This window comes from Streptomyces brevispora, assembly GCF_007829885.1.
In the GTDB taxonomy this organism is placed as follows: Bacteria; Actinomycetota; Actinomycetes; order Streptomycetales; family Streptomycetaceae; genus Streptomyces; species Streptomyces brevispora.
In genome coordinates this window covers 4,399,345-4,421,974 of sequence record NZ_VIWW01000001.1, presented here as the reverse complement: position 1 = coordinate 4,421,974, position 22,630 = coordinate 4,399,345, and the positions used below count along the sequence as shown (strand labels likewise).

Annotated in this window: 23 protein-coding genes and 4 pseudogenes; 11 read left to right on the top strand and 16 right to left on the bottom strand. The window is 69.2% G+C overall.

From position 1 onward, the window contains the following. Positions 1–110 precede the first annotated feature (110 nt). Positions 111–968 carry a DUF4097 family beta strand repeat-containing protein gene (locus FHX80_RS20700; protein ID WP_145765559.1) on the top strand — a complete coding sequence of 286 codons (858 nt, stop codon included), beginning with the start codon at positions 111–113 and terminating at the stop codon, positions 966–968. Position 969: 1 nt separating this feature from the next. Continuing rightward, the gene (locus tag FHX80_RS20695; RefSeq protein WP_145765558.1) at positions 970–2,001 is read left to right on the top strand and encodes a PadR family transcriptional regulator; all 1,032 of its coding nucleotides are present in this window, start codon (positions 970–972) and stop codon (positions 1,999–2,001) included. A gap of 165 nt (positions 2,002–2,166) precedes the next feature. On the opposite strand, the gene FHX80_RS20690 is transcribed toward FHX80_RS20695, so the two are convergent. The 4 genes from FHX80_RS20690 to FHX80_RS20675 all read right to left on the bottom strand — a co-directional run bounded on the left by FHX80_RS20690 (position 2,167) and on the right by FHX80_RS20675 (position 5,328). Further along, positions 2,167–2,742, bottom strand: coding sequence for a Clp protease N-terminal domain-containing protein (locus FHX80_RS20690; RefSeq protein WP_145765557.1), 576 nt, complete (start codon positions 2,740–2,742; stop codon positions 2,167–2,169). Continuing rightward, the gene (locus FHX80_RS20685; protein ID WP_145765556.1) at positions 2,742–2,951 is read right to left on the bottom strand and encodes a helix-turn-helix domain-containing protein; all 210 of its coding nucleotides are present in this window, start codon (positions 2,949–2,951) and stop codon (positions 2,742–2,744) included. Before FHX80_RS20685 ends, FHX80_RS20690 begins: the two co-directional genes overlap by 1 nt. 31 nt (positions 2,952–2,982) lie before the next feature. Beyond that, on the bottom strand, positions 2,983–3,954 hold the full coding sequence (locus FHX80_RS20680; protein ID WP_145765555.1) for a zinc-binding dehydrogenase: 972 nt from the start codon (positions 3,952–3,954) through the stop codon (positions 2,983–2,985). 153 nt (positions 3,955–4,107) lie between these two features. Next, positions 4,108–5,328, bottom strand: coding sequence for an NAD(P)-dependent malic enzyme (locus tag FHX80_RS20675; RefSeq protein ID WP_145765554.1), 1,221 nt, complete (start codon positions 5,326–5,328; stop codon positions 4,108–4,110). A 519-nt stretch (positions 5,329–5,847) separates the two neighbouring features. On the opposite strand from FHX80_RS20675, the gene FHX80_RS20670 reads away from it, so the two are divergent. Genes FHX80_RS20670 through FHX80_RS20660 form a run of 3 tightly spaced genes read left to right on the top strand, consistent with a single transcriptional unit; the run spans position 5,848 to position 8,542 of the window. Beyond that, the gene (locus tag FHX80_RS20670; RefSeq protein ID WP_145765553.1) at positions 5,848–6,804 is read left to right on the top strand and encodes an ABC transporter substrate-binding protein; all 957 of its coding nucleotides are present in this window, start codon (positions 5,848–5,850) and stop codon (positions 6,802–6,804) included. 29 nt (positions 6,805–6,833) lie between these two features. Further along, the gene (locus tag FHX80_RS20665) at positions 6,834–7,784 is read left to right on the top strand and encodes an amino acid ABC transporter permease (protein ID WP_145765552.1); all 951 of its coding nucleotides are present in this window, start codon (positions 6,834–6,836) and stop codon (positions 7,782–7,784) included. Continuing rightward, positions 7,781–8,542 carry an amino acid ABC transporter ATP-binding protein gene (locus FHX80_RS20660; RefSeq protein WP_145765551.1) on the top strand — a complete coding sequence of 254 codons (762 nt, stop codon included), beginning with the start codon at positions 7,781–7,783 and terminating at the stop codon, positions 8,540–8,542. Before FHX80_RS20665 ends, FHX80_RS20660 begins: the two co-directional genes overlap by 4 nt. A gap of 90 nt (positions 8,543–8,632) precedes the next feature. Here the strand turns inward: FHX80_RS20660 and FHX80_RS20655 are convergent, their stop codons facing one another. Further along, complete coding sequence (locus tag FHX80_RS20655; protein ID WP_145765550.1) at positions 8,633–9,409, bottom strand: class I SAM-dependent methyltransferase; 777 nt, start codon at positions 9,407–9,409, stop codon at positions 8,633–8,635. A gap of 75 nt (positions 9,410–9,484) precedes the next feature. On the opposite strand from FHX80_RS20655, the gene FHX80_RS20650 reads away from it, so the two are divergent. Further along, positions 9,485–10,114, top strand: coding sequence for a CGNR zinc finger domain-containing protein (locus tag FHX80_RS20650; RefSeq protein WP_145765549.1), 630 nt, complete (start codon positions 9,485–9,487; stop codon positions 10,112–10,114). Here FHX80_RS20650 and sodX read toward each other — a convergent pair. Then, on the bottom strand, positions 10,018–10,476 hold the full coding sequence (gene sodX / locus FHX80_RS20645) for a nickel-type superoxide dismutase maturation protease (protein WP_145765548.1): 459 nt from the start codon (positions 10,474–10,476) through the stop codon (positions 10,018–10,020). The genes FHX80_RS20650 and sodX overlap by 97 nt on opposite strands. Positions 10,477–10,655: 179 nt before the next feature. Here sodX and sodN point away from each other — a divergent pair, with 179 nt between their 5' ends. Further along, positions 10,656–11,051 (top strand): superoxide dismutase, Ni, encoded by a 396-nt coding sequence (gene sodN / locus FHX80_RS20640; protein ID WP_145765547.1) that lies wholly within the window; start codon positions 10,656–10,658, stop codon positions 11,049–11,051. 7 nt (positions 11,052–11,058) lie between these two features. On the opposite strand, the pseudogene FHX80_RS20635 reads toward sodN, so the two are convergent. Together FHX80_RS20635 and FHX80_RS35820 are read right to left on the bottom strand one after the other, a co-directional pair. Beyond that, positions 11,059–11,946, bottom strand: a pseudogene (locus FHX80_RS20635) (tyrosine-type recombinase/integrase); the annotation flags it as partial. Next, positions 11,936–12,130 (bottom strand): annotated as a pseudogene (locus FHX80_RS35820) (XRE family transcriptional regulator); the annotation flags it as partial. The pseudogenes FHX80_RS20635 and FHX80_RS35820, both read right to left, overlap by 11 nt. 12 nt (positions 12,131–12,142) lie before the next feature. On the opposite strand from FHX80_RS35820, the gene FHX80_RS35815 reads away from it, so the two are divergent. Then, positions 12,143–13,252, top strand: a complete 1,110-nt coding sequence (locus tag FHX80_RS35815; protein WP_244318350.1) for an IS1634 family transposase — start codon at positions 12,143–12,145, stop codon at positions 13,250–13,252. Positions 13,253–13,349: 97 nt separating this feature from the next. Here the strand turns inward: FHX80_RS35815 and FHX80_RS20620 are convergent, their stop codons facing one another. The 3 genes and pseudogenes from FHX80_RS20620 to FHX80_RS20610 all read right to left on the bottom strand — a co-directional run bounded on the left by FHX80_RS20620 (position 13,350) and on the right by FHX80_RS20610 (position 15,521). Then, positions 13,350–14,081, bottom strand: coding sequence for an alpha/beta fold hydrolase (locus tag FHX80_RS20620; RefSeq protein ID WP_145765546.1), 732 nt, complete (start codon positions 14,079–14,081; stop codon positions 13,350–13,352). Between the two features lie 141 nt (positions 14,082–14,222). Beyond that, positions 14,223–14,876: pseudogene (locus FHX80_RS20615) on the bottom strand (aminoglycoside phosphotransferase family protein); the annotation flags it as partial. 96 nt (positions 14,877–14,972) lie between these two features. Continuing rightward, positions 14,973–15,521, bottom strand: a complete 549-nt coding sequence (locus FHX80_RS20610) for a GNAT family N-acetyltransferase (RefSeq protein WP_145765545.1) — start codon at positions 15,519–15,521, stop codon at positions 14,973–14,975. 203 nt (positions 15,522–15,724) lie between these two features. On the opposite strand from FHX80_RS20610, the pseudogene FHX80_RS20605 reads away from it, so the two are divergent. Together FHX80_RS20605 and FHX80_RS20600 are read left to right on the top strand one after the other, a co-directional pair. Then, positions 15,725–16,486: pseudogene (locus tag FHX80_RS20605) on the top strand (NsdA family TPR-like regulatory protein); the annotation flags it as partial. 35 nt (positions 16,487–16,521) lie between these two features. After that, positions 16,522–17,019 carry an NUDIX domain-containing protein gene (locus tag FHX80_RS20600; protein ID WP_208764693.1) on the top strand — a complete coding sequence of 166 codons (498 nt, stop codon included), beginning with the start codon at positions 16,522–16,524 and terminating at the stop codon, positions 17,017–17,019. Between the two features lie 615 nt (positions 17,020–17,634). Here the strand turns inward: FHX80_RS20600 and FHX80_RS20595 are convergent. The 4 genes from FHX80_RS20595 to FHX80_RS20580 all read right to left on the bottom strand — a co-directional run bounded on the left by FHX80_RS20595 (position 17,635) and on the right by FHX80_RS20580 (position 20,635). Then, positions 17,635–18,180 carry a hypothetical protein gene (locus FHX80_RS20595; RefSeq protein ID WP_123461596.1) on the bottom strand — a complete coding sequence of 182 codons (546 nt, stop codon included), beginning with the start codon at positions 18,178–18,180 and terminating at the stop codon, positions 17,635–17,637. 38 nt (positions 18,181–18,218) lie between these two features. After that, the gene (locus tag FHX80_RS20590) at positions 18,219–19,505 is read right to left on the bottom strand and encodes a DUF7224 domain-containing protein (protein WP_145765542.1); all 1,287 of its coding nucleotides are present in this window, start codon (positions 19,503–19,505) and stop codon (positions 18,219–18,221) included. Between the two features lie 53 nt (positions 19,506–19,558). Next, on the bottom strand, positions 19,559–20,317 hold the full coding sequence (locus tag FHX80_RS20585) for an ATP-binding cassette domain-containing protein (RefSeq protein WP_145765541.1): 759 nt from the start codon (positions 20,315–20,317) through the stop codon (positions 19,559–19,561). A 108-nt stretch (positions 20,318–20,425) separates the two neighbouring features. Further along, positions 20,426–20,635 carry a hypothetical protein gene (locus tag FHX80_RS20580; RefSeq protein WP_145765540.1) on the bottom strand — a complete coding sequence of 70 codons (210 nt, stop codon included), beginning with the start codon at positions 20,633–20,635 and terminating at the stop codon, positions 20,426–20,428. A gap of 559 nt (positions 20,636–21,194) precedes the next feature. Between FHX80_RS20580 and FHX80_RS20575 the strand changes: the two genes are divergently transcribed. Beyond that, complete coding sequence (locus FHX80_RS20575) at positions 21,195–21,866, top strand: TetR/AcrR family transcriptional regulator (RefSeq protein WP_244318348.1); 672 nt, start codon at positions 21,195–21,197, stop codon at positions 21,864–21,866. Positions 21,867–21,921: 55 nt separating this feature from the next. Here FHX80_RS20575 and FHX80_RS20570 read toward each other — a convergent pair whose 3' ends face one another. Next, positions 21,922–22,536 (bottom strand): nucleotidyltransferase domain-containing protein, encoded by a 615-nt coding sequence (locus tag FHX80_RS20570; protein ID WP_145765539.1) that lies wholly within the window; start codon positions 22,534–22,536, stop codon positions 21,922–21,924. Positions 22,537–22,630: the final 94 nt, after the last annotated feature.

Below are 22,630 nucleotides of genomic sequence, written 5' to 3'. Positions count from 1 at the left end.
ACCCCACCCTCCGTCGCGATCTGTCTTGACTTCCCCAATCCGCGATATATCGTGTTCTGCAAGAGACGCGATATGTTGCGTCATCCGCGCTCCCCCAGGAGGTCAGATCCATGCCTGTGTCGACGTGGGCCATCGCCGAGCCTCAGAAGCTGACCTTCGACGAACCCGTGACGGCGCTGAACGTGCGCATCGTCAACGGCACGGTCAATGTCGTCGGCACCGACGAACCGACCGCCAGGCTGGAGGTCACCGGCATCGAGGGACCGCCGCTGATCGTGACCCAGAAGGACGGCGTCCTCACCGTCGCCTACGAGGACCTGGCCTGGCAGGGCCTCCTCAAGTGGTTCGACCGCAAGGGCTGGCACCGCAGCGCGTCCGTCTCCCTCGCGGTCCCGGCCGGCTCGGCCGTGGAGGTCGGCGTGGTCGGCGCCGGAGCCTTCGTCTCCGGAGTCCGCGGCCGTACGGAGGTGCGCGGTGTCACCGGCGACACCACCCTCGTCGGACTCGCCGGCCCGGTCGGCGCGGAGACCGTGTCCGGCAGCCTGGAGGCCCAGGCCGTCACCGGCGATCTGCGCTTCCATTCGGTCTCGGGCGATCTGACGGTCGTCGAGGGCGCCGGTGCCTCCGTGCGGGCCGAATCGGTCAGCGGCAACATGGTGCTCGACCTGGACCCGACCGGGAAGCCCACCGACATCCGGCTCACCACCGTCTCCGGCGAGGTCGCCATCCGGCTGCCGCACCCGGCGGACGCGAAGGTGGAGGCGAACACCGCGAGCGGCGCCGTCTCCAACGGCTTCGAGGACCTGCGGGTCAACGGCCAGTGGGGCGCGAAGCGGATCACCGGCACGCTCGGCGCCGGTACCGGGACACTGAGGGCGACGACGGTCTCCGGATCGATCGCCCTGCTCCGCCGCCCCCCGGCCGAGGACGATCCGCACGACGCCGAGCCGACCGGAAAGGTGCTCTGACATGCCCCCCGTATTCGCCCATGGCCGTCTGCGCCTCTACCTGCTGAAGCTGCTCGACGAGGCCCCCCGCCACGGCTACGAGGTGATCCGGCTGCTGGAGGAACGCTTCGAGGGGCGGTACGCGCCCTCGGCCGGCACGGTCTATCCGCGGCTGGCCAAGCTGGAGGCCGAGGGCCTGGTCACCCATGCCACCGAGGGCGGCCGCAAGGTCTACTCGATCACCGACGCCGGCCGTGCCGAGCTCGCCGGCCGCACCGGAGAGCTCGCCGATCTGGAGCTGGAGATCAGGGAGTCGGTCTCCGAACTGGCCGCCGAGATCCGCGACGACGTCCGCGGGGCCGCCGGCAAGCTGCGCAGCGAGATGCGCGCCGCGGCGGACGAGTCCCGCCACGGCAGCACCCGCTCCGGCGCCGGGGCAAGCGACAAGAAGGACACCGCGGGAGGCAAGGAGTCCCCCTTCGGCGGCTTCGGTGACCTCGGCGACCTCGGTGACTTCGGCGACAGCGAGACGTGGCGCACCGCGAAGGAGGAGCTGCGCAAGGCCAAGCAGGAGTGGAAGGAGCAGGCCCGGCGGGCGAAGGACGAGTCGCGCCGCGCCCGTGAGGACGCCCAGCAGGCCCGGCGCCAGGCCAAGGAGGCCCAGGACCGGGCGCGCGAGCAGATGCAGAACGCCGCCCGTCAGGTCCAGGAGCACTTCGCCCGCGGCGACTGGCCCGCGGGCGTACGGGAGGGGCTGGCGGAGATCACCGGACAGCTGGGCGGCTTCGCCCGTACCGGCGGCCGGCCCCCGTACGTCAAGCCGGAACCCGCCGGCACCGACTCCGACCCCGACTGGGGCAAGGACGCGGGCAGTACGGGCGACCCGGCACGCGATCTGGACCGTCTGCTCGACCGCTTCCGCGACGACATCCGCGACGCGGCCCGGGACCGGGGCGTCACGGCGGACCAGTTGTCGCAGGCCCGCGGGCATCTGTCGACGGCGGCGGCCCGCATCGGGGCGCTGCTGCGGAAGGACGACCAGGAGCCGGAGTAGGCAGCGGCAGGGAGCCCAGGAGCCGAAGCAGGAAACGGCAGGGAGCCCGGGGTGCACACCCCGGGCTCCCTGCTGTCTCCCAACCCGCCGGTTCCGCTGCCGCGCGGTCCCTCACGGCCTCACGGCCTCACCGGTGATTGGCCGCGGCGCCGCGGCGTGAGGTCCTCAGCCCGCCCTCCGGTCCCGCTGAGCACCGCCGTCCCCGTACAGCGCGCGGCTGACCGTTTCGTACGTCGCGCCGTGCTCGGCGAGGACGTCGGCGACGACGCCGGGGTTGGCGGTGAGAGCCAGCAGTACGTGCTCCTCGCCGATGAACCGGTCGCCCCGGCCCAGCGCGATCCGCAGCGACTTCTCCAGGATCGCCTTGGCCTCCCGGGTGAACGTGCGGTGGCCCGACCATCGGCGCCGGCCCTTGCGTTCGCCACCCAGGGCGCCCTCGCCGTGCGCCTCCTCGATGCGGTCGACGATCGCGGTGAGGTCGATGCCGATGCCGGCGAGTGCGTCGACGTCGGCCCTGGTCATGCCGCCACGTCTGCGCGCATCGGCCAGCGCGGCCGCCACCGATGCCCTGCGGTCCACGAGGCCGAGCGCCGCGACGGCGAACGACGCCCGGCTGCCCTCCTGGTCCAGCAGCGCGAGCAGCAGATGCTCCTCGGTGACGGGACCGGAACCGGCCCGTTCGGCATGGGTGACGGCACCGGTCACGGTGGCGCGGGCGCCCTTGGTGAATCGCTCGAACATCAATGCCTCCCGTACTTCTTGTGCACGGCCTGCCGGCTGACACCCAGTTCGGCCGCGATCTCCTGCCACGACCAGCCCTGAGCACGGGCGCTCGTGACTTGCACGGCTTCGAGTTGCTCCAGCAGCCTTCGCAGCGCGGCGACCGACCGCAGCCCCACCCGGGGGTCGTGGTCGCCGGCGCGAGCGGCGAGATCCGTCGCTTCGGTCATGACGTCAACGTACGTTGACACGCCGTACGTGTCAACCTTGGTTGACGGTCAGCACGATCTTCCCGAACTGGTCTCCCGAAGCGAGCCGTTCGAACCCCTCACGGGCCCGGTCCAGCGGCAGTACCTCGTCGATGACGGGACGCACACCGGTGGTCGCGCAGAACGCCAGCAGATCCTCCAGTTCGTCCTTGGACCCCATGGTCGAGCCGACGATCCTCAGCTCCAGGAAGAAGATCCGGGTCAGCTCGGCGTGCGAGGGACGGTCGCCGCTGGTGGCGCCGGAGATGACCAGTGTGCCGCCGGGACGCAGGGACTTGACGGAGTGTGACCAGGTGGCGGCGCCGACCGTCTCGATGACGGCGTCGACCCGGTGGGGCAGCCGTGCGCCGGGCTCGTACGCCTCGACGGCACCGAGTTCGACGGCTCGCTTCCTCCGGGACTCGTCGCGGCTGGTGGCGTAGATCCGCAGTCCGGCGGCCCGGCCGAGCACGATCGCGGCGGTCGCGACCCCGCCGCCTGCGCCCTGGACGAGCACGGAGTCGCCGGGGCGTACCCCGGCGTTGGTGAAGAGCATGCGGTACGCGGTCAGCCAGGCGGTGGGCAGACAGGCCGCCTGCTCGAAGGTGAGCTCCTTCGGCTTGGGCAGCACGTTCCAGCTGGGGACGGTGACCTGCTCGGCGAAGGTGCCCTGATGGCGCTCGGTGAGGATGGAGCGGGGCTCGTCCGGGCCGACCCCGTGCCCGGTCTGGCCGATGACGGAGTGCAGGACGACCTCGTTGCCGTCCTGGTCGGTCCCGGCGGCGTCGCAGCCGAGGATCATCGGCAGCTTGTCCTCCGCGAGGCCGACGCCGCGGAGCGACCAGAGGTCGTGGTGGTTGAGGGAGGCGGCCCGGACGTTGACGGTGGTCCATCCGGGACGTGCGCCGGGAGCCGGGCGTTCGCCCAGCTCAAGGCCGTTGAGTGGGTGGTCACGGTCGAGGCGGGATGCGTAGGCGGCGAACATGGGGCCGACGATAGGCCGGGCGGCGGTCCGGTGTAACCGGCCGCGGGTGTGACACGCACCGCGTGTGACGGGCCGCCCGAAAGGTGAGCCCCCTCCGGCGGCCGAGAAGCGGGGGTCCGGGGACGGCACCCCCGGACCCCCGCCTCAATGCGCTCAGCGCCGCGCCACGCCCTCCGCCCGCGCCGCCGCCGCGACGGCCGCGGTGACCGCGGGGGCGACCCGCTCGTCGAACGGCGACGGGATCACGTAGTCCGCGGCCAGCTCGTCGCCCACCACGTCCGCCAGCGCGTTGGCCGCGGCGATCTTCATGCCCTCGGTGATCCGCGACGCCCGCACCTGGAGCGCGCCCGCGAAGATGCCCGGGAACGCCAGCACGTTGTTGATCTGGTTCGGGTAGTCCGACCGCCCGGTCGCCACGACGGCCGCGTACTTGTGCGCGATGTCGGGGTGCACCTCGGGGTTCGGGTTCGCCATGGCGAAGACGAACGCGCCGGGTGCCATCGAGGCGACGGCCGGCTCCGGGACCGTACCGCCGGAGACGCCGATGAAGACGTCCGCACCGGCCAGCGCACTGTCCAGCGGCCCGGAGATACCGGCCTTGTTGGTGAGCTCGGCCAGCTCCCGCTTGACCTCCGTCAGGTCCTCGCGGTCCCGGCTGACGATGCCCTTGCGGTCGGCGACTGCGACATCGCCGAGACCGGCCGCCAGCAGGAACTTGGCGATGGCGACCCCGGCCGCACCCGCGCCCGAGATGACGGCGCGCAGCTCACCGAGGTCGCGCCCGGACAGCTTCGCGGCATTGCGCAGGGCGGCGAGCGTGACCACGGCGGTGCCGTGCTGGTCGTCGTGGAAGACGGGGATGTCGAGCCGCTCCTGGAGCTTGCGCTCGATCTCGAAGCAGCGCGGCGCCGAGATGTCCTCCAGGTTCACACCGCCGAAGGACGGGGCGAGCCTGACGACGGTCTCCACGATCTCGTCGGCGTCGGTGGTCGCGAGCGCGATCGGCACCGCGTCGACGCCGCCGAACTGCTTGAACAGGATCGCCTTGCCCTCCATCACGGGGAGGGAGGCCTCGGGCCCGATGTCGCCGAGCCCCAGCACCGCGGTGCCGTCCGTCACGACGGCGACGACCTGGGACTTCCAGGTGTAGTCGTGGACGAGCTCGGGATTCTCGGCGATCGCGCTGCACACCTTCGCCACGCCGGGCGTGTACGCGAGGGACAGGTCGTCCTTGTCCCGGATCGGGACGGTGGCCTGCACGGCCATCTTCCCGCCGCGGTGGAGGGCGAAGGCCGGATCGAACGGCTCGTCGGTCGCGCTGTCCGTGCTGTCTGTGCTGCTGTCGCTGCGAGGATTGACGATCTCCGCTGCCATGGTGTTGACCCCTTAAGTCTTCATCGTTTGAGGGTGGCCACTCCTGGTTGAGGAGGGGTGGGCGGGCACCGCGTACGTCCCCTGCGCTGGGCGATTGGCCCGCCCCGGCAGGGGGGATGTACGTACGCGCGGGCGCGCCGCACACGCGCCCTGGTCCCCGGATGAGGGGTGTAGACGTCTTTCATACCGGACGGACCGGGTCATGGACGAGTCCATACCCGCTCGGTGACGCGACTCATAGCCCAATATCTGGACAAGTCCGCCACGCGAAGAATGAGTGTCCACCGGTCGAGACGCGCCGCAGATCCTGCGGCTGCAGTAAAGAAACCCCACAGAAGGTCCGGCCTTGGTGTACCGGCCTCGTGAGGATCGGGGATCGCCCGTTACCCGATTTTGACATGACCGGCCCCTGAATGCGCTGGTCCAAATGGCAAGATGCCGTAATCGCACACGGCGGCGACACTCGACGCCGTGTGTCAAACCGCCTGGCAACACCCTCATCTGCCGGAGGAACCGAACATGACCGCAAGCACGACTCGTCGTACGACCGCGAAGTCCCGGATTGCAGCGGTCGGCGCCATCGCGGTCGCCGGCACCATGCTGCTGACCGCCTGTGGCGACCAGACCAAGAGCGGCTCGGACACGGCGAAGACCACGGCCGGCGCCTCCTCCTCCCCCGCCGATCTGCTCCCCCCGGAGATCAAGTCCAAGGGCGTCATCAAGGTCGGCTCGGACATCGCGTACCCGCCGGTCGAGTTCAAGGACAAGTCCGGCACGACGGTCGGCATCGACCCCGACATCGCCGCGGCGCTGGGCAAGGTGCTGGGCGTGGAGTTCCAGTTCGAGAACGGCACGTTCGACACGCTGGTCACGGGGCTGCGCTCCAAGCGCTACGACCTGGCCATGTCGGCGATGACCGACACCAAGGACCGCCAGGAAGGTATCGACCCCGAGACCAAGAAGAAGGTCGGCGAGGGGGTCGACTTCATCGACTACTTCACCGCCGGGGTCTCGATCTACACCAAGAAGGGGGACGACCGGGGGATCAAGACCTGGTCCGACCTCTGCGGCAAGAAGATCGCCGTCCAGCGCAACACCGTCTCGCACGACCTGGCCAAGGCCGAGTCCAAGAAGTGCACGGGCGGCAAGAAGATCGCCATCGAGCCGTACGACAACGACCTGGAGGCCCAGACCCGGCTGCGTTCCGGCGGGGCCGACGCCGGTTCCTCCGACTTCCCGGTCGCCGCGTACGCGGTGAAGACCTCGGGCGGCGGCAAGGACTTCCAGATCGTCGGCGAGCAGGTCGAGGCGGCCCCGTACGGCATCGCCGTCGCCAAGGGCAACGACAAGCTCACCCAGGCCGTCAAGGCGGCCATGGACGAAATCATCAAGAGCGGCGAGTACCAGAAGATCATCGCCAAGTGGGGCGTGGAGGCCGGAGCGGTCACCGAGGCCAAGCTGAACGGCGGATCGTGACCGGACCCCGGCACTGAGAGGCATCAGCCGTGATTGACACCGACAAGCCGGGCCCGGCCGACCAGCCACCCGCACCACCCGTCCCGACGGCCGGACCGGAGGCGATCAAGGCCATCCCGGTCCGGCACTACGGCCGGTACGTCGCGGCGGTCGTCGCCATCGCCGCACTCGTCGCGATCATCTACGCCTTCAGCCAGGGCAAGATCAACTGGGGTGCCGTCCCGGACTACTTCTTCGACGACCGGATCATCACGGGAGTCGGCCAGACCCTGCTGCTGACCTCCCTGTCGATGGTGATCGGCGTGGTCGGCGGCATCCTGCTGGCCGTCATGCGCCTGTCGAAGAACCCGGTGACCTCGTCGATCGCGTGGTCCTACATCTGGTTCTTCCGCGGTACACCGGTCCTGGTCCAGTTGTTCGTCTGGTTCAACCTGGGCCTGGTCTTCCAGTACATCAACCTCGGGCCGATCTACAAGGACTACTGGTCCAGCTTCATGACGCCGCTGCTGACGGCGCTGCTGGGCCTGGGCCTCAACGAGGCCGCGTACATGGCGGAGATCTGCCGCGCCGGTCTGCTCTCGGTCGACGAGGGCCAGACGGAGGCCTCGCACGCGCTGGGCATGAGCCACGGCAAGACCCTGCGACGCGTCGTGATCCCGCAGGCCATGCGGGTGATCGTGCCGCCCACGGGCAACGAGGTCATCAACATGCTCAAGACCACCTCCCTGGTGGCCGCCGTGCAGTTCTACGAACTCTTCAAATACGCCCAGGACATCGGGCAGGCCTCCGGGTCCCCGGTGGAGATGTACTTCCTCGCCGCGGCCTGGTACCTGATCATGACCTCGGTGCTGAGCGTCGGGCAGTACTACCTGGAGCGGTACTACGCCCGCGGCTCCAGCCGCAGTCTGCCGCCCACCCCGATGCAGAAGGTCAGAGCCAATCTGCTGTCGCTGGGCCGCCCGAAGGGAGGCATGGCATGACCGCCATGGTGAAGGCCGAGGGCGTCCACAAGTCCTTCGGCGCCGCGCACATCCTCAAGGGCATCGACCTGGAGGTCGCCCCGCGCGAGGTCTTCTGTCTGATCGGCCCGTCCGGTTCCGGCAAGTCGACCTTCCTGCGGTGCATCAACCACCTGGAGCAGATCAGCGCCGGCCGGCTGTCCGTCGACGGCGAACTGGTGGGCTACCGCCAGAAGGGCGACAAGCTCTACGAGCTCAAGGACAGCGAAGTCGCGCTGAAGCGCCGGGACATCGGCATGGTCTTCCAGCGCTTCAACCTGTTCCCCCACATGACGGCGATCGAGAACGTCATGGAGGCTCCGGTCCAGGTCAAGCGCGAGTCCAAGGCCGTCGCCCGCGCACGGGCGACCCAGCTGCTGGACCGGGTCGGCCTGTCCGACAAGGCGAACAGCTACCCCTCGCAGCTCTCCGGCGGACAGCAGCAGCGGGTGGCCATCGCCCGTGCGCTGGCCATGGAGCCGAAGCTGATGCTCTTCGACGAGCCCACATCGGCGCTCGACCCGGAGTTGGTGGGTGATGTCCTGGACGTCATGCGCGGTCTCGCCGAGGACGGCATGACGATGATCGTCGTGACCCATGAGATGGGCTTCGCCCGCGAGGTCGGCGACGCGCTGGTCTTCATGGACGACGGCGTGGTGGTCGAGTCGGGCCACCCGCGCGACGTGCTGACCAACCCGCAGCACGACCGGACGAAGTCGTTCCTTTCCAAGGTCCTTTAGGTGCGGTGAGCCTGCACGAGGGAGGGCGGTACGGACTCACCGAGTCCGTACCGCCCTCTCGTGCGTCTTCACCCGCTCCGCCCGCTTCGCCTACTTCACCGCGAGCACCAGGCTGTCCGAGGGCGAGGACCAGACGGCCCGCGCCTCGCCGAAGCCGGCCGCGCGCAGCGTGTCCGCGTGCCACCGCACGGACGGCGTGTCGCCGTCCGCGTGCTCGCCGTAGATCCTGAACCGCTCGGCGGTCGGCCCGGCGAGCACCGGGTCCTTCGCGGCCAGCGCCCACCAGTCCGCCCAGTCCAGGGCGCCCCCGGCCCTGGCCCCGTCCATGACCGCGTGCCGGCGGGCGCGTTCGGCGGCGTTGATCCGGGGGGTGTCCGTATCGGGCATGTGGTCGGCGTTCATGAACACCCCACCGTCCCGGACGAGGCCGCCGAGCTGCCCGTAGAGCGCGGCGAGCGGTTCGCTGTGCAGCCAGTGCAGGGCAGTGGCGGTGAGGACCGCGTCGTACGAGTCATGGGGCAGCCGGTCCGCCCATCCCGGGTCCTTGAGGTCCGCGGTGACGAAGGTGACGCGCTCGTCGCCGGCGAAGGAGCCGCGGGCGATGGCGAGGAGTGCGGGGTCGAGATCGACTCCGGTACTGGTGGCTTTCGGGAACCGCCGGAGCAGCCGGTCCGTAATACTTCCCGTACCGCACGCGAGGTCGAGCACCCGCGGTTCGGGGCCCGCGAAGGCCTCGACCATGTCGAGCATCACGCGGAAGCGCTCCTCGCGGTCGGGCAAGTACCACTCCTGCTGCCGGTCCCAGCTCTCCTGCCAGGCCTGCCAGTCGGTGTCCCGTGCTGTCCCAGTCACCCGAAACCCTCCCATGTAATACCCTGAACCCATAGAAGACCATTACATCATCGCCCCACCGACCTTAGACCGACGGCGTAAGGACTACAAGTGGAACTGGCCTATTACTCGGACTACGCCGTGCGCCTGGTCAACACCGAGGAGCCGGCCCGCAACAAGGACGCCCTCACCTCGGTCGACGCGGTGCGCGAGCTCTTCGGTGTCAACCGGCAGGCCGCCCGCCGGGCGACCGACGCGGATGTGACCCGCTTCCGGTCCGTCCGGGCACGGCTCCGCTCGGTCTTCGAGGCGGCCGACGGCGGGGACGAGACGCTGGCCGTGGACCTGCTCAACTCGCTGCTGCTGGAGTTCCCGGTCAGCCCGCAGGTCTCCGGGCACGACATCCGGGACGCGGACGGAAAGCCGGACTGGCACATGCACCTGGCCGACCACCCGTCCAACGCCACGGCGGGCTACGCCGCGACGGCGGCGATGGGCCTCGCCTTCCACCTCACCTCGTACGGCGTGGACCGGCTCGGCCTGTGCGAGGCGGCACCGTGCCGCAACGCCTACCTCGACACCTCGACCAACCGTTCCCGCCGCTACTGCTCGGACCGCTGCGCGACCCGCGCCAACGTCGCCGCCTACCGGGCCCGAAAGCGCCTGGAGACGGAGCGCGCCGCCGAGACCGGCCGCAACGCGGAGACCGCCCAGCCCGCCACACCGCGCAGCGAGCGCTGACCTTTCGTCAGCGGCCGGTAGCGGGCCCGGACCCTGGCCAGCACGAGCTCCTCGGGCACGGTCCCGTAGTCCGTGCTGTCGCCGCCCGCGAACCTGTTGTCGCCGAGCACCCACCAGCCACCGGTCCGCCGCTCCACGGCCCGTTTGACCACCAGCAGGTCCTGCTGGAACGGATGTCTCAGAATCACCACGTCACCGGGGCGCACCGGTGCCCCGTACTGCACGAGCAGCCAGTCCCCGTGGTGGAGCGTGGGCACCATCGAGGGCCCCGTCACCTCCACCACCTGGAACGGCACCCGCGCCGCCAGCCCCCGTCCGGGCTGTTCATCGGTCAGCTCCGGCACCTCCGGCACCTCCCGCATCTCTCCGGCACCTCCCCGTCCGTCCCGCGCACCGTCCACGACGGCGCACCGTACATTCGGCCACTGGTCCCATCCTCACCCTGGACTTTTGGCCTAAGCCCATGGGGGCACCCACTATTTCGCGCCTCTCACGGAGTAATGTCCCACCTGAGAAGACGATCACGAGGAAGGACAGCTCAATGCTTTCCCGCCTGTTTGCCCCCAAGGTGAAGGTCAGCGCCCACTGCGACCTCCCCTGCGGCGTGTACGACCCGGCCCAGGCCCGCATCGAGGCGGAGTCCGTCAAGGCCGTCCAGGAGAAGTACCAGGCCAACGAGGACCCGCACTTCCGGGCCCGCGCTGTGGTCATCAAGGAGCAGCGCGCCGAGCTCGCCAAGCACCACGTCTCGGTGCTCTGGAGCGACTATTTCAAGCCCCCGCACTTCGAGAAGTACCCGGAGCTGCACCAGCTGGTCAACGACGCCCTCAAGGCGCTGTCGGCCGCGAAGGCCTCCACGGACCCGGCCACGGGCCAGAAGGCGCTCGACCTGATCGCCGAGATCGACAAGATCTTCTGGGAGACCAAGAAGGCTTGATCTCTGGCTAGGCCGTCTGACCTGCGGTTTCGCTGGTCAGACTCCCTACCGGTCCGCACCCGGTCCGCAGGCCGCCGAGCACGGCGTCCATCACGGACCGGGTGCGGTTTTCTTCGCCCGGCCACAGGTGCGCGTAGATCCGCAGCGTGATGACGGCGGACGCATGGCCGAGGACCAGCTGGACCTGCTTGACGCTCGCCCCGCCGCCGATGAGCGCGGAGGCGTAGAAGTGCCGCCGGTCGTGGGTCACCAGGTGCGGCAGCGCGACGGGCTTGCGCCCCGCTCGCCCGGCCGCCTCGTTCTCCTCCGCCTGGAGCGCCCTGCGGGTGCAGTTCCACTCGGTCTTCCACCGTCGGTAGTTGAGCGGCTCCCCCTCCTCCATCGTGAACAGCCACTCCGTGGAGGGGCGCGCGGCGTGATGCCCCAGGAGCGCGTCGGTGACGACCTCCCCGACCGGAACCGTCCGCCGGGACTTCGCGGTCGTCGGCGGACCGATCTTCCCCGACTGCAACCGCTGTCGCTCCACGCGGATGCTGCCGGCCTTGAAGTCGACGTCCGACACCTTCAGGCCGAGCAACTCCCTTATGCGCAAGCCTGATCCGGCGAGCGTGACGACAGTCGCGCGGATGTACGGCGGCATCATGCGGGCCATCGCCTCGACCTGGGCGACGGTGGGCGGGGTGACCTCCTCGTCCGGCATGACCGGAAGGGTGATCCGGCGGCACGGACTGGAGGCGATGACCTTGTCGTCCACGGCCGCCGTCATGATGCGCACGAGGACGTCGTGAACGTTCCGGACGCTGCCGGGGCCGAGCTGGTCGGACAGGTGCTTGAAGAGCACCTGTATGTCGTTGCGGCGGATCGCTGCCAGTGAGCGAGCGCCCAACGCTGGTATAGGCGAGCGCCTCGTCGAGGTTGATCCGGCGGCGCGGTGAGCCGTTCTCGATGCGCCACACAGCCGTCTGGTTCATCTTCACGCCCGCTCTGGTCACCCGCTCGGCCAGCTCGGTCGTGCTCCACCCTCTGACCCCGCGCTCCAGGGCCACGCGGCCCGCCACGTTGCCTTCGCTGTAGAGCAGACCGGCCTGGCGGTGACCGGCGACGGCGGCATCCCGCTGCTGTCCCGCGTCATCGACGGCGGAGCCGCGGAGATCTCCCAGATCACCGGCACCATGAACGCTCTGCGCGCGATGGCCGGACCGAAGGAGTTCTTGCTGATCGCCGACTCCAAGCTGATCTCCTACGGCAACGTGGCTGCCCTGATCAAGGCCGGGACCGATTTCATCGCCCCGGCCCCCGCTTCCAAGGTCGACGACGCCATCTACGCCGCCCTCGACCTCGATGCGGCCACCGTCGTGGACTACACCCCGGCCCGCTACGAGGACACCCCCGCCGCAGAACGCGAGACCTACCGGGTCCTGGAAGACATCCACCTGCTGACCGGGCCCCACAAGAACGATCCCCCGCTCGAGGTACGCCGGATCCTGGTGCACTCCACCGGCAACGCCAAAGGCCAGCAGCGGGCCCGCGAGAAACGCCTGGCCAAGGCCCGCGAGGACCTCGACAAGCTCCAGCACTCGACCGGCGGCCGCTACTACAACACCGCCGAGGAGATCGCCGCACGCCTCGGCGTGATCACCCGCACCCGCCGGGTCTCCGGCTGCCTGTGCACCCAGATCACCACGGACGAAACCGGACGGCCCGCCCTGTCCTGGCACTTCGACCAGGACGTGCTCCAGGCCGAGGCCGCCGTCGACGGCTGGTACGCGCTGCTGACCACCCTCACCCCCGAACAGACCGATCCCAGCGATGTACTACGCCGCCACAAAGGCCAGGGCACGGTCGAGCGCCGATACGGCGACTTCAAGGGCCCGCTGGCCGTCACCCCCATCTTCGTACAGGACAACAAACGCGTCGCCGCACTGATCACCGTGATCTGCCTGGCCCTGCTGCTGTTCTGCCTCATCGAACGCCAGGTCCGCAGAACACTGGGAGGCGAGCAGAAGATGCAGGGGCTGTATCCGGGCAGCCAGAAAGTGCGGCCCACCGGCCGGATGATCCTCTACCACCTGTCCGACCTGCGGCTACGGGTCGGCAGCGCCACCGACCCACCCGTCATCGCCATCACCCGAGGCATCCAGCTCCACCTCCTCGACCTCCTCGGCCTGGAACCCACACACCCCCGCTGGCCAGAAACCTGAACACCACCGTTGGCCAGTGAGCACGCGATGTGGCCAGCCTGCGCGTTCGCGGTCCCACTGCGCTCGGGCAGCCCTGGTGGACCTGACTCTGGCGCACTCAGCTGCGAACAGGTAGATGCCGGGCGAAGCGGCGGACGGCTTCGGTGAAAGCATCTGGATCGTCAAAGTTCGCGAGATGTCCTGCCCGCGGGATCAACTCGACGCGGGCGTGCGGATGCGCGCGGACGAAGTCCATCTCGCCGGACCGGAAGACGGTGTCCTTCTCGCCGTTCAGGATGAGCACGGGAGCCGCCACATGACGCATCGCACCCGCGTCGAAGCGGCCCAGCACCTCGCCCCATGCGGCCGGCAGAGTGTGGAAGGCGTAGCCAGAGCGGATGGTCGCCTCCACCACCCCGGGAGGATAGAGCCGGCGCAGCAACCGGTCGTTCCACCGGGCCAACCGATCCGCCGGCATGCGAGGGACGAGCCCGGCGACCCACCGATACGGCGTTGCCCACGGGCCACAAGTTGAGGCGCTGGCCCCCGCAAGGACCAGCCCGCGCAGCTGCTCCGGGCAGCGCCGCGCGAACTCCAGTGAGGCGTATCCGCCGAGCGAGTGCCCGACGACCAGAGCCGGCCCGCGGTCGAGCGAGTCCACCGCGGAAGCGATGATCTCCGTCGCCGCGTTCAGGCTCCATGGTTGAGCAGAGCGGGCGCCGTGGCCTGGTAGGTCAACGGCGGCTACCGGGAAGTCCTCTTGAAGTGCGGTGAGCTGCGGGCTCCACTGTCCCGCGCTGAACCGCGTCCCGTGTACCAAGACGATGGGCGGTGCATCCGCTGCCGTCATGAGTCCCCCAGATCAGCGCTCTCCTCGGAGCGACTCTACCGGCGGGGCCATCCCCGGCGCTGAGACGCGAAAGTGCTGTCCAACGGGGACGCTCAGACTGGCCAACTACAGACCTGTACGAACGGCCTGCGAAGTACGGACCTAGACCTCCAGGAGTTGGACCACGTCGCCCAGGTGGCGGCGGACGACGGGGATGTACGCGGGATCCTTGGCCGGGTCGTTGATCCAGCGGATGGCCTGCTCCATGAACCACTCCACGGCCCACATGCGGTGCCAGCCCAGGGCCCATGCCTCTGCGGCGAGGCCGCCCCGGGCGGCGAGGGCGTCTTCATGACCGCCTGCGGTGACGTACTGCTCCAGGAACACCCGCATGCGGAAGGGGCTCGGTACGTCGGTGGTGCCGTGGTAGGAGGCGAGGTCGATCAGGCCGGGTCCGGTGAAGGCGCGTGCGAAGTCGAGGAGGTGCCAGCCGTTCTCCCCGATGTGGACGCTCGTGGGGTGGAACTCGGAGTGGACCCAGCCGAACGGGTCGAGCGTCGCACCCTGGACGCGGGCCTCGGCCGCGGCGGAGATCTTCCCCAGTGCGGTCTCGATGTCGTCGCAGTCCGTCCAGCGGTCGGCTTTCCGTAGCCGCTGGAGGTGATTGAGGGCTCGGCCGGGCAGGGCCGCGAGGCCCGCCCCGTCGAGGAGGGGCAGACCACCCGCAGGGCGGGCGGCATGGAGCATCACGGCGGCGGCGACACCGTCGAGGTCGTCTGCGTCCCGTACGGGGGTGCCGAGGTCGTCCATGAGAACAGGCCGCACGGGCCCAGGTCAGCTTCACAACTCACCCAACCCGTGCGGCCCTTCTCATGTCACGGCCCGACCGGGACGATCACCATATCCGCCGTGCTACTCGGCTTGAATCGCGTCTGCCGGGACCTCGAAGACGATCTCGAGCCCGTCGCGCTCGTTCCCTAGCTCACCGACGCGCGTGAAACCGAAGCCCGCGATGGTGGCCAGGGAAGCGTTGTTGTCGGATCTGATAGTGGCCCGCACGGTCCTGACACCGGATTCGGCGGCGGCCCTGACAAGCAACGCCGCCAGCATCGCGCGGGCATAGCCCTGGCGGCGGTACCCGGGCACGACGCTGTAGCCGACCTCGACCATGCCAGCCCCGTCCGGCGGCCCGTGGAACCCGGCGTCGCCGACGACGGCCCCATCCGGCTCGGACACCGCGGCCCGCACGATCCAGGGCGCGACAGACGGGTCCCCGGTGAGCTGGTCGGCTCGATAGCCGAAGATCCCGCGGGCCCGGTCAGACACGAAGTATTCGTCAAGGGCGACCCCGGCCTCGGCGCTGCCGCCAGCCAGGTCACCGTCGGCAAGCGCCCGCAGCGCCTTGACGCTGAGCTCGACGAAGCGGACGCGTTTGGGGGCGGAGAGAAGTTCGTTATTCATCGCGGAGATGCTCGCCCAGCACCAGAGAGCTGTCCACCGCTTTACGGCCTCGGCGGACATGATGATCGCCCCCGTCGGGCCGTGACATGGGAAGGGCCGCGCGGCCGCGCGATGCCTACGCCGAGACCCATCTCGCGAACGCCTCACTCGTCACCCACCAGCCGAGCCGCCAGGCCAGCACGCCCGAAGCTCAACTTCCCCCGAGACCGTTACGGCGGGCCGCCTTCGGAGCCGTCTCCGAACTCGCCTACCTGGCCGGGTGGAAACACCACGACCTCTGCCAGGAGGGTGCCGCCCAGCGGTACTACCAGGTCGGCTACCAGCTCGCCTGCGAAGCCGACCCGCACGGGCATGCCGCCTGGATGATGCGCGCCCTTGCCCACCAGGCCCTCAGTCTCAAACAGCCCCACCACTGCGTCGAGCTCGTCGAAGCCGCCTTGCGGCGCGGTCTCGACCGCGTCGACGGCCAGACCGAAGCCCTCCTTCACATCACTCACGCCCGTGCCTACGCCGCGACCGATGAGAACCCGTCGGCCGCACGTGCCCTGCTTGCCGCCGAGGACGCCCTCCTGCGGGAGGACGGCCGACAGCCCAGCTACTCCCGTGTGAGCGGCCCCGCCACGGGCACGGTGGCCAGTCACACCGCACGCACGCTGACCGACCTCGCCGACCACGTCGGTACCGAGCAGCAGCACCGGGATGCTCTCACCCGCTGGGACCCGGAAAAGTACAAGCGCGTCCACGCGCTCACCCACGCCGACCTCGGCGACAGCCTCGCCGCTCAGGACCGCGCCGATGAGGCCGTCGCCGCCTGGACGCAGGCGCTGATCCTCATGGAGGGCATGACCTCCGACCGCACCCGCAAGGCGATCACCTCGATCCGCTCCACCCTCGCGGTCTACCAGCGACGCGGGGTACCCGGCGCCGCCGATCTCGCCCGCCGCGCCCGTGAAGCCCTCGCCTAACATGCCCAATGGCCCATCCGACGAGAGGAATTCCCGTGCCCCAGCAGACCGACGACCAGCCGAAGGCCCTGAAGCCGGCGCTCGAATCCATGACCCTGCTGGTCGCCGCGGTCATCGTCCACGACAAGACCACCAACCGCGTCGTCCTCCTCCAGCGCAGCGAGAACGCCAAGTTCGCCCAGGGGATGTGGGACCTCCCGGCCGGGAAGAGCGAGCCGGGCGAGCCCATCACCGAGACCGCCGTACGAGAGCTCTACGAGGAGACCGGCCTCACGGTGAAGCCGGAGTCCTTGAAGATCGCCCACGTCATCCACGGCGCCTGGGGCGTCGAAGCCCCAAGCGGTTTCCTCACCGTCGTTTTCGCCGCCCACGAATGGACCGGCGAACCTGAGAACCGCGAGCCTCGCAAGCACTCCCAGGTCCGATGGACCGACGCCGACGCCATCCCCGAGAACTTCGTGGAGACGACCCGCAGCGCACTACGCAGCTACTTGGCGGAAGGGCCCGAGGTCTCCCTGGACGGATGGCGGTAGCCCAACCTCATAGCCGGGGCCACGGCCTGAACCTCTACCAGGTTGTGGCCCTGTTCCAGACAGCGCTGGTCTACGCGTGCGCCCTCAGCGCCGCAGTCATTGGGCTGTGTGGTGCACCCAGGGAAGGATCTCGCGCAGGCCGCAGGCCGCAGGCCGCAGGCCGCAGGCCGCAGGCCGCAGACAGCGGTACGGAACGGGGGTCGTCCAGGGCCCAGCCGTCCGCCTCCGTGCGGGAGCGGAGGAGGTCGACGAGGGCCTCGGCCCGGTCGCGGTGGTTCCAGCCGGCCCAGCCGCTCCTTCTCCCGGGTCTCCGGGCCGCTGTTCAGGACGGCGTGCAGCACGGTCAGGAAGTGGCCTTTACCGGCGCCGAACGAGCCGTGCAAGTACGCGGCGTACGAGCGTTTCTTGGTGACGGCGCTCTTGACCAGGGACAGGGGGCCTTGTCGAACTCGGCGCGCAGCGGAGGTGCGACGACGTACTCGCGGACCCCGTCCGCCGCCGTGTCAACGAACCTTTCGGAGAGCTCCACCTTGTGGTCCCCGGCCTTGGGCTCTTCCTCGCACAGCAGCGGGTAGGGGACGGCCAGAATCCTCGGGCTTCAGCCCAAGGTACATGTCAACCCGGTATCTGTCGGCGGTACGACATCGTGATCAGACCGGCAGTGAAACTGACCGCCGCCACGACTGCCGCCACGACGCTGGTGGACTCCATCAGGAGAACCGCCCACGGGTACGGCCTCTGGTCTCCCGCCAGGCCGGTGACAATGCTGACCATCACGAACATGGTCGCCGCCGCGCCACCGGCGATCGGGCCGTACCAGCTGTGTACGAGGAGAGCGAGGCCCAGCACCATGACGGTGTTTCGTCCGCCCGCCATCGCTGTCGGCATGTCCAGGAACTCCCCGAGTGCAAACCCCAGTCCCGCCACGCTCACCCCCAGAAGCAGGAGAGCCAGCCGGTCAACGACAGCGACCGCTCGCGCCGCTGTGGTTTCGGTGGCGATGAGGCGCCGGCTCATGCAGTACATCGTCGGGATGCACAGGATGAGCGGGACGAAATTCATCAGCTTGATCGAGAAGGTGCCCCGCGCGGCGATCTGGGGAACCTTCGCCACGTCGTCGCGCACGAGCACAAGGAGGAGCGTCCAGGCGAACAGGGCCACAGGCAGCAGCCAGATTCTTCGTGCGCGCGCCCAGAGGGTCAACGGTCCACCCCCGGTGCCATGTCCGCCGCATCCTCCAACTGCGGGCCCAGCGCTCGGCCCCGCTCGTTCTCGTCCTTGGCCCCCGCCCGGGCCTTCTCGTGGACCTGCTCGTCGCAGGACTCGAGGTAACTCAACTGCTGCTTGTACCAAGCGTACTGCTTCGCCTTGGGGAGGCTGCGCACCCAGCGTGCCCGGTACACACCGCTGGGTCCGTAGCTGCGGGCGGCCTCTGCCTCCGACATCCCAACCGTCAGGCCGATCCAGGCGGAAGCGGCTCCGCGCCCCGGATAAACGTAGTCATCAGGAAGGTCCGGGCAGTCGTGGAGCCCTGTCGGAACCAAGGCGCTGACGTAGACGGCCCGGCTGCGGTGGCGGGTCACCGGCTTCTGGAGGAAGGTTCGCCAGGTGTCGCGTGCCAGCGGTAGATCCTCCGAGACGAAGGCCAGCTTCCGGGGTGGGGTGAACCCGACCTCTCGCAGGCGGGGCAGCGCGTGTTGAGCGGAGCGGTGCAGCGCGGGGATGTCGTCGGCGAACTCGCCGGGCACACAGATCACCGGGGCAGTTCGCTCACACGTCGTTGCCCAAGTGCGGGGAACGGTGGGGTCGGCGTAGCGCGGGGCGTCACTCACCAGAGGATACGACGCCCCGAAGCCCGCGAGGACACAGCAGACCACGGCGGCGGCGCGCAGCGCCGGACGTGAGAGCAGGCTGAGCGCGACAAGACCGAGCAGCAGCCCGAGAGCCAGGATCGCCGGTGCCATGAGGTAGGCGCGGTCCACGACATCCGTATAGGTCGGAGTGCTCATGTCGAATCCGGATATCGCCCGCAGCCATGGGATACCCAGCGTATAGGCGACGAAGACCCACAGCGCCGTGATCACCACCGCAAGGGGGCGGGCGATAACGGGCGGAAGGGAGAGCCCGAGGAGGAAGCCGACTGCTACTGCACTGAAGGGGATCGCAAGACTTCGGACCATTGGAACGGTGTCGTGGAACCCTGGTGCGGGGCCTCCCAGATAGCTGATCACGAACAGGAAGGACGCCGCCCAGCTGATGATCATCAGGACCAGGGTGGGGGCCATCGCATCGACAAATATTCGCAGCAGGGGGCGGCTGGACGGGGCGGCTGTGATCCGAGCCTGGCGAAGCCTCCCTGCGTCCCAGGCGGCCACCAAAGCGATTCCCAACGCGGCGACCCTCAGGGCCACCGAGACCACGACGATGGAATCCTCACCGGTGAACGGCATGGGCTGGTAGGCGGTGAAGTATATGGCCAGAGCCACCGTCGGGGCTCCGAGCCCGATGGCGCCCGAGTGCCGAGCAAAGGGGAATCGGTTCACCACGAGATCGCCCCATCGATCTCGATGAAGGCCTGATAAGCGGAGGTGGCCCGCTGCTCGTCGGATGTCGCCGTCGCGCTCGCGTGGGAAAGGAAGTCCACCACTGTTCCCGAGAAGCGCACCTGACCGTCCGACAGAACTACGACTGAGTCGTACGAGTTGGCGATGTCCGAGGTGTCATGGGTGGAGAGAGCGATGTGCACCTCCTTCGACAGATCGGCGAGAATCTGGTGGAAGACCTGCCGCTGCCGGGGATCCATGCCCGCTGTCGGCTCATCGAGGAGAAGGACCTCTGCGTCATGCACGAGGGCCTGCGCCACTGCGACGCGCCGCTGCTGCCCCCCGGAGAGTTCCTGGACCTTGTCATCCGCCCGATCGGCCAACTCCACGCGATCCAGGGCCTGGAGAGCCTCACGCCACGCCTCGCGCCGGGGCATCCCCTTGAGCCAACCGGAATACGCGACCTGATCCCGGGCCGTGAGCCCCTGCACCTGCTCCACCTGCTGAGGCATCCATGCCACGCGCCTACGGAACGCGGGCAGCGCGCGACGCCGGCCGGTGCTCAGGTCGCCATAGGTGACGGAACCGGAATCGGGGCGCAGCGCAGATGCGCACAAGCCCAACAGGGTACTCTTTCCCGCTCCGTTCGGACCCAGGAGCACGGTCCGCCCGGGCGGCAGCGTATAGCTGAGATCACGCAGCACCGGGCGTCTACGCCGATAGGAAAAGGAACACTCGGACATCGAAATGGGCATGCGACACCTTGGCATTTCAGCGTGGGGGTGCCTCTGTCTGTTTCATCAAGAGGCAGGTGGAGAACTGCGTTTCAGGTCTCCACCCAGGTATTCAGAATCCAGTGTCACCTAGAACGACATACGGGTCTGATCGACGCCGATCGTCGGGCCGACTATCGAACTGCCATCGACCTCGGTTATGCGGAAGTAGTAGTCGTGGCCCTCGATTCCGGCACCCCACTCGCCGGACGACGTTCCACCGTTGAAGCATGCCGTGTACGTCTTTTCGTCGTATCCGGTGTCGGGTCCGATGACAGCACGACGCAGCTGAACAGTCACACTTCCACCCGAGTCCGTATGGCATCCGGTGAAGTCCACCTTGTTCCCGCCGGTACCTCCGTCATCGGTCACAGGATGCGAGTTGAAGCCGGCGACTCCACCCTGCATGTACGAGTACTTCACGACAGCCCAGCGGGGCTCGCGAGGGCCAATGGGAGGGTCGAGATGGAAGCAACCGTACCGATCCGCTTCCAGGTAATACGGGTTCCGAACTTACGCACAGGTGTACCTCTCGTTTGGAATCGCGGGCATGCGTGTGCATCACGAGGTGAATTGAGTGAAGGCCGCATTGGTGGGAATTCCCTGCGAGGGGCCCTGATTATACATCAACAGCGTTGGAATACACGGCAGTTGCTGTTACGTCGCGGTGTGTCTTGTTTTGCGTAAGCCCTGGTGGTCTTCGCGGAGATCTGCGACGTGGACCTCTCCCGCGACCTGTTCCCCGCGCGACCGACGAGGCCACCGAAGAACTCGATGCCTGGCGTCAACGGCCCAGGAGCCGTCCGGTCTCTGGGTACGTCGATCTCGGCCGCGCCGACGTCGGCCATTACCCGCTTGCATGACGCGTCATCGCGCGAATTGCCTGGGCCGGCCCTGGTCTCGTCGCCCTTCTCGTGGCCGAGGCCTACATGGAGGTTCAGGGCGTCAGCGCGCTGCACTCCGAGCCCAAGAAGGTCAGCCCTCTGGAGTCGAGCGCGCGGCGGGCGACGCGCTGGCCGAGCACGGCTTCGACCGCCTCGACCTCGCCGATGTCGCACGCCGCGCGGAGGTCGGCAAGACGACCGTCTACCGCCGCTGGTCCAGCCCCACCGGGCTGATCGCGGATCTGCTCGACGACATGGCCGAGCAGTCGTCCCCGCGCACGGCAGTCGGCTCGCTGGCCGAGGACCTCCGGGCCAACGCCCGGCTCGTGCTCAAGACCCTCACCGACCCGCGCCAGGGCGCCCTGTTCCGCTCCGTGATCGCGGCGGCGACCTGCGACGAGCGCACGGCTCGGGCCCTGCACCGCTTCTACGCGATCCGGATCAAGGAGTGGTCCGGCTGCGTCACCGAGGCCGTCGAGCGCGGCGAACTACCCGCGGGCACGGATCCGGACGAGGTGATCCGTGCCGTGTCGGCGCCGCTCTACTACCGTCTGCTGGCCAGCGGCGATCCGCTCGACGAGGCGACCGCCGATCGCGCCGCCGACGCCGCCGCGGCGGCCGCGAGGGCGGGTGCGTACGTGAGCTGAGCCCAGCCCGCACGCGTGAACCGAGCCCGGCCCGCACACCCGCGCGGGCCGGGCCTCAGCCCGCGCGAAGCCGGGCCGCCCAGGGGTGGTCCGCGCCCTCGGCCAGGGTGATCGTCTCGGTCAGCCAGGAGCGCTGGTCGTCGTCGAGGACCGGCAGTGCGGCCTCGAAGTCCTGTTCGTCCTTGGGGCGCCGGCACCGGGACTTGTACAGCAGTTGCACCTGCGGCAGGAGGTGGGGGACGCCGTCCCCGGTGGCCGTGCCCAGCTGGTCCAGCGGGAGCCGGATCCTGGGGTCACGCCGGAACACCCAGTCACCGCCGTCCACGTCGTCGAGCATGAACTGGACGCGCCACGGCTGGTCCGGCCCCGGTCGGCACCAGATGTCGTGGACGTGCGCCGGCAGGATCTCCCCGGGGCGCCAGGGCCGCAGGGTGCCGGGCGGATCGGCGGCCCACCACTCCCAGCCCGGCAGCACCTGCTGGACTGCGAGCTGGTCGTGGCGCAGCAGGAGCACGTCGATGTCGCCGTGGTCCCGGTACGCGCGGCCGACGGCCAGTTCGACCGCGTACCCGCCCGCGATCCACCACGGCGTGCGCAGCGCGGCGAGCAGGCGGACGGCTTCAGCGAGGGACAACGGGTCCCAGGGGCCCCAGGGGGTTTCCGTCCGCATCGGGTTCCGGTCGGCTCGTCGGGGTGGGGCGGGACAGGTCGGGGCGAGCAGGTCGGAGCGGGCAGATCGGGACGGGCAGGCCGGGCCGGGTGCT

Coding starts and splice junctions, on each gene's coding strand:
- FHX80_RS20700 (WP_145765559.1), top strand. CDS start 111: ATGCCTGTGTCGACGTGGGCCATCGCCGAGCCTCAGAAGCTGACCTTC.
- FHX80_RS20695 (WP_145765558.1), top strand. CDS start 970: ATGCCCCCCGTATTCGCCCATGGCCGTCTGCGCCTCTACCTGCTGAAG.
- FHX80_RS20690 (WP_145765557.1), bottom strand. CDS start 2,742: ATGTTCGAGCGATTCACCAAGGGCGCCCGCGCCACCGTGACCGGTGCC.
- FHX80_RS20685 (WP_145765556.1), bottom strand. CDS start 2,951: ATGACCGAAGCGACGGATCTCGCCGCTCGCGCCGGCGACCACGACCCC.
- FHX80_RS20680 (WP_145765555.1), bottom strand. CDS start 3,954: ATGTTCGCCGCCTACGCATCCCGCCTCGACCGTGACCACCCACTCAAC.
- FHX80_RS20675 (WP_145765554.1), bottom strand. CDS start 5,328: ATGGCAGCGGAGATCGTCAATCCTCGCAGCGACAGCAGCACAGACAGC.
- FHX80_RS20670 (WP_145765553.1), top strand. CDS start 5,848: ATGACCGCAAGCACGACTCGTCGTACGACCGCGAAGTCCCGGATTGCA.
- FHX80_RS20660 (WP_145765551.1), top strand. CDS start 7,781: ATGACCGCCATGGTGAAGGCCGAGGGCGTCCACAAGTCCTTCGGCGCC.
- FHX80_RS20655 (WP_145765550.1), bottom strand. CDS start 9,409: ATGGGAGGGTTTCGGGTGACTGGGACAGCACGGGACACCGACTGGCAG.
- sodX (WP_145765548.1), bottom strand. CDS start 10,476: ATGCGGGAGGTGCCGGAGGTGCCGGAGCTGACCGATGAACAGCCCGGA.
- sodN (WP_145765547.1), top strand. CDS start 10,656: ATGCTTTCCCGCCTGTTTGCCCCCAAGGTGAAGGTCAGCGCCCACTGC.
- FHX80_RS20620 (WP_145765546.1), bottom strand. CDS start 14,081: ATGACGGCAGCGGATGCACCGCCCATCGTCTTGGTACACGGGACGCGG.
- FHX80_RS20610 (WP_145765545.1), bottom strand. CDS start 15,521: ATGAATAACGAACTTCTCTCCGCCCCCAAACGCGTCCGCTTCGTCGAG.
- FHX80_RS20585 (WP_145765541.1), bottom strand. CDS start 20,317: ATGCCCATTTCGATGTCCGAGTGTTCCTTTTCCTATCGGCGTAGACGC.
- FHX80_RS20575 (WP_244318348.1), top strand. CDS start 21,195: ATGACGCGTCATCGCGCGAATTGCCTGGGCCGGCCCTGGTCTCGTCGC.
- FHX80_RS20570 (WP_145765539.1), bottom strand. CDS start 22,536: ATGCGGACGGAAACCCCCTGGGGCCCCTGGGACCCGTTGTCCCTCGCT.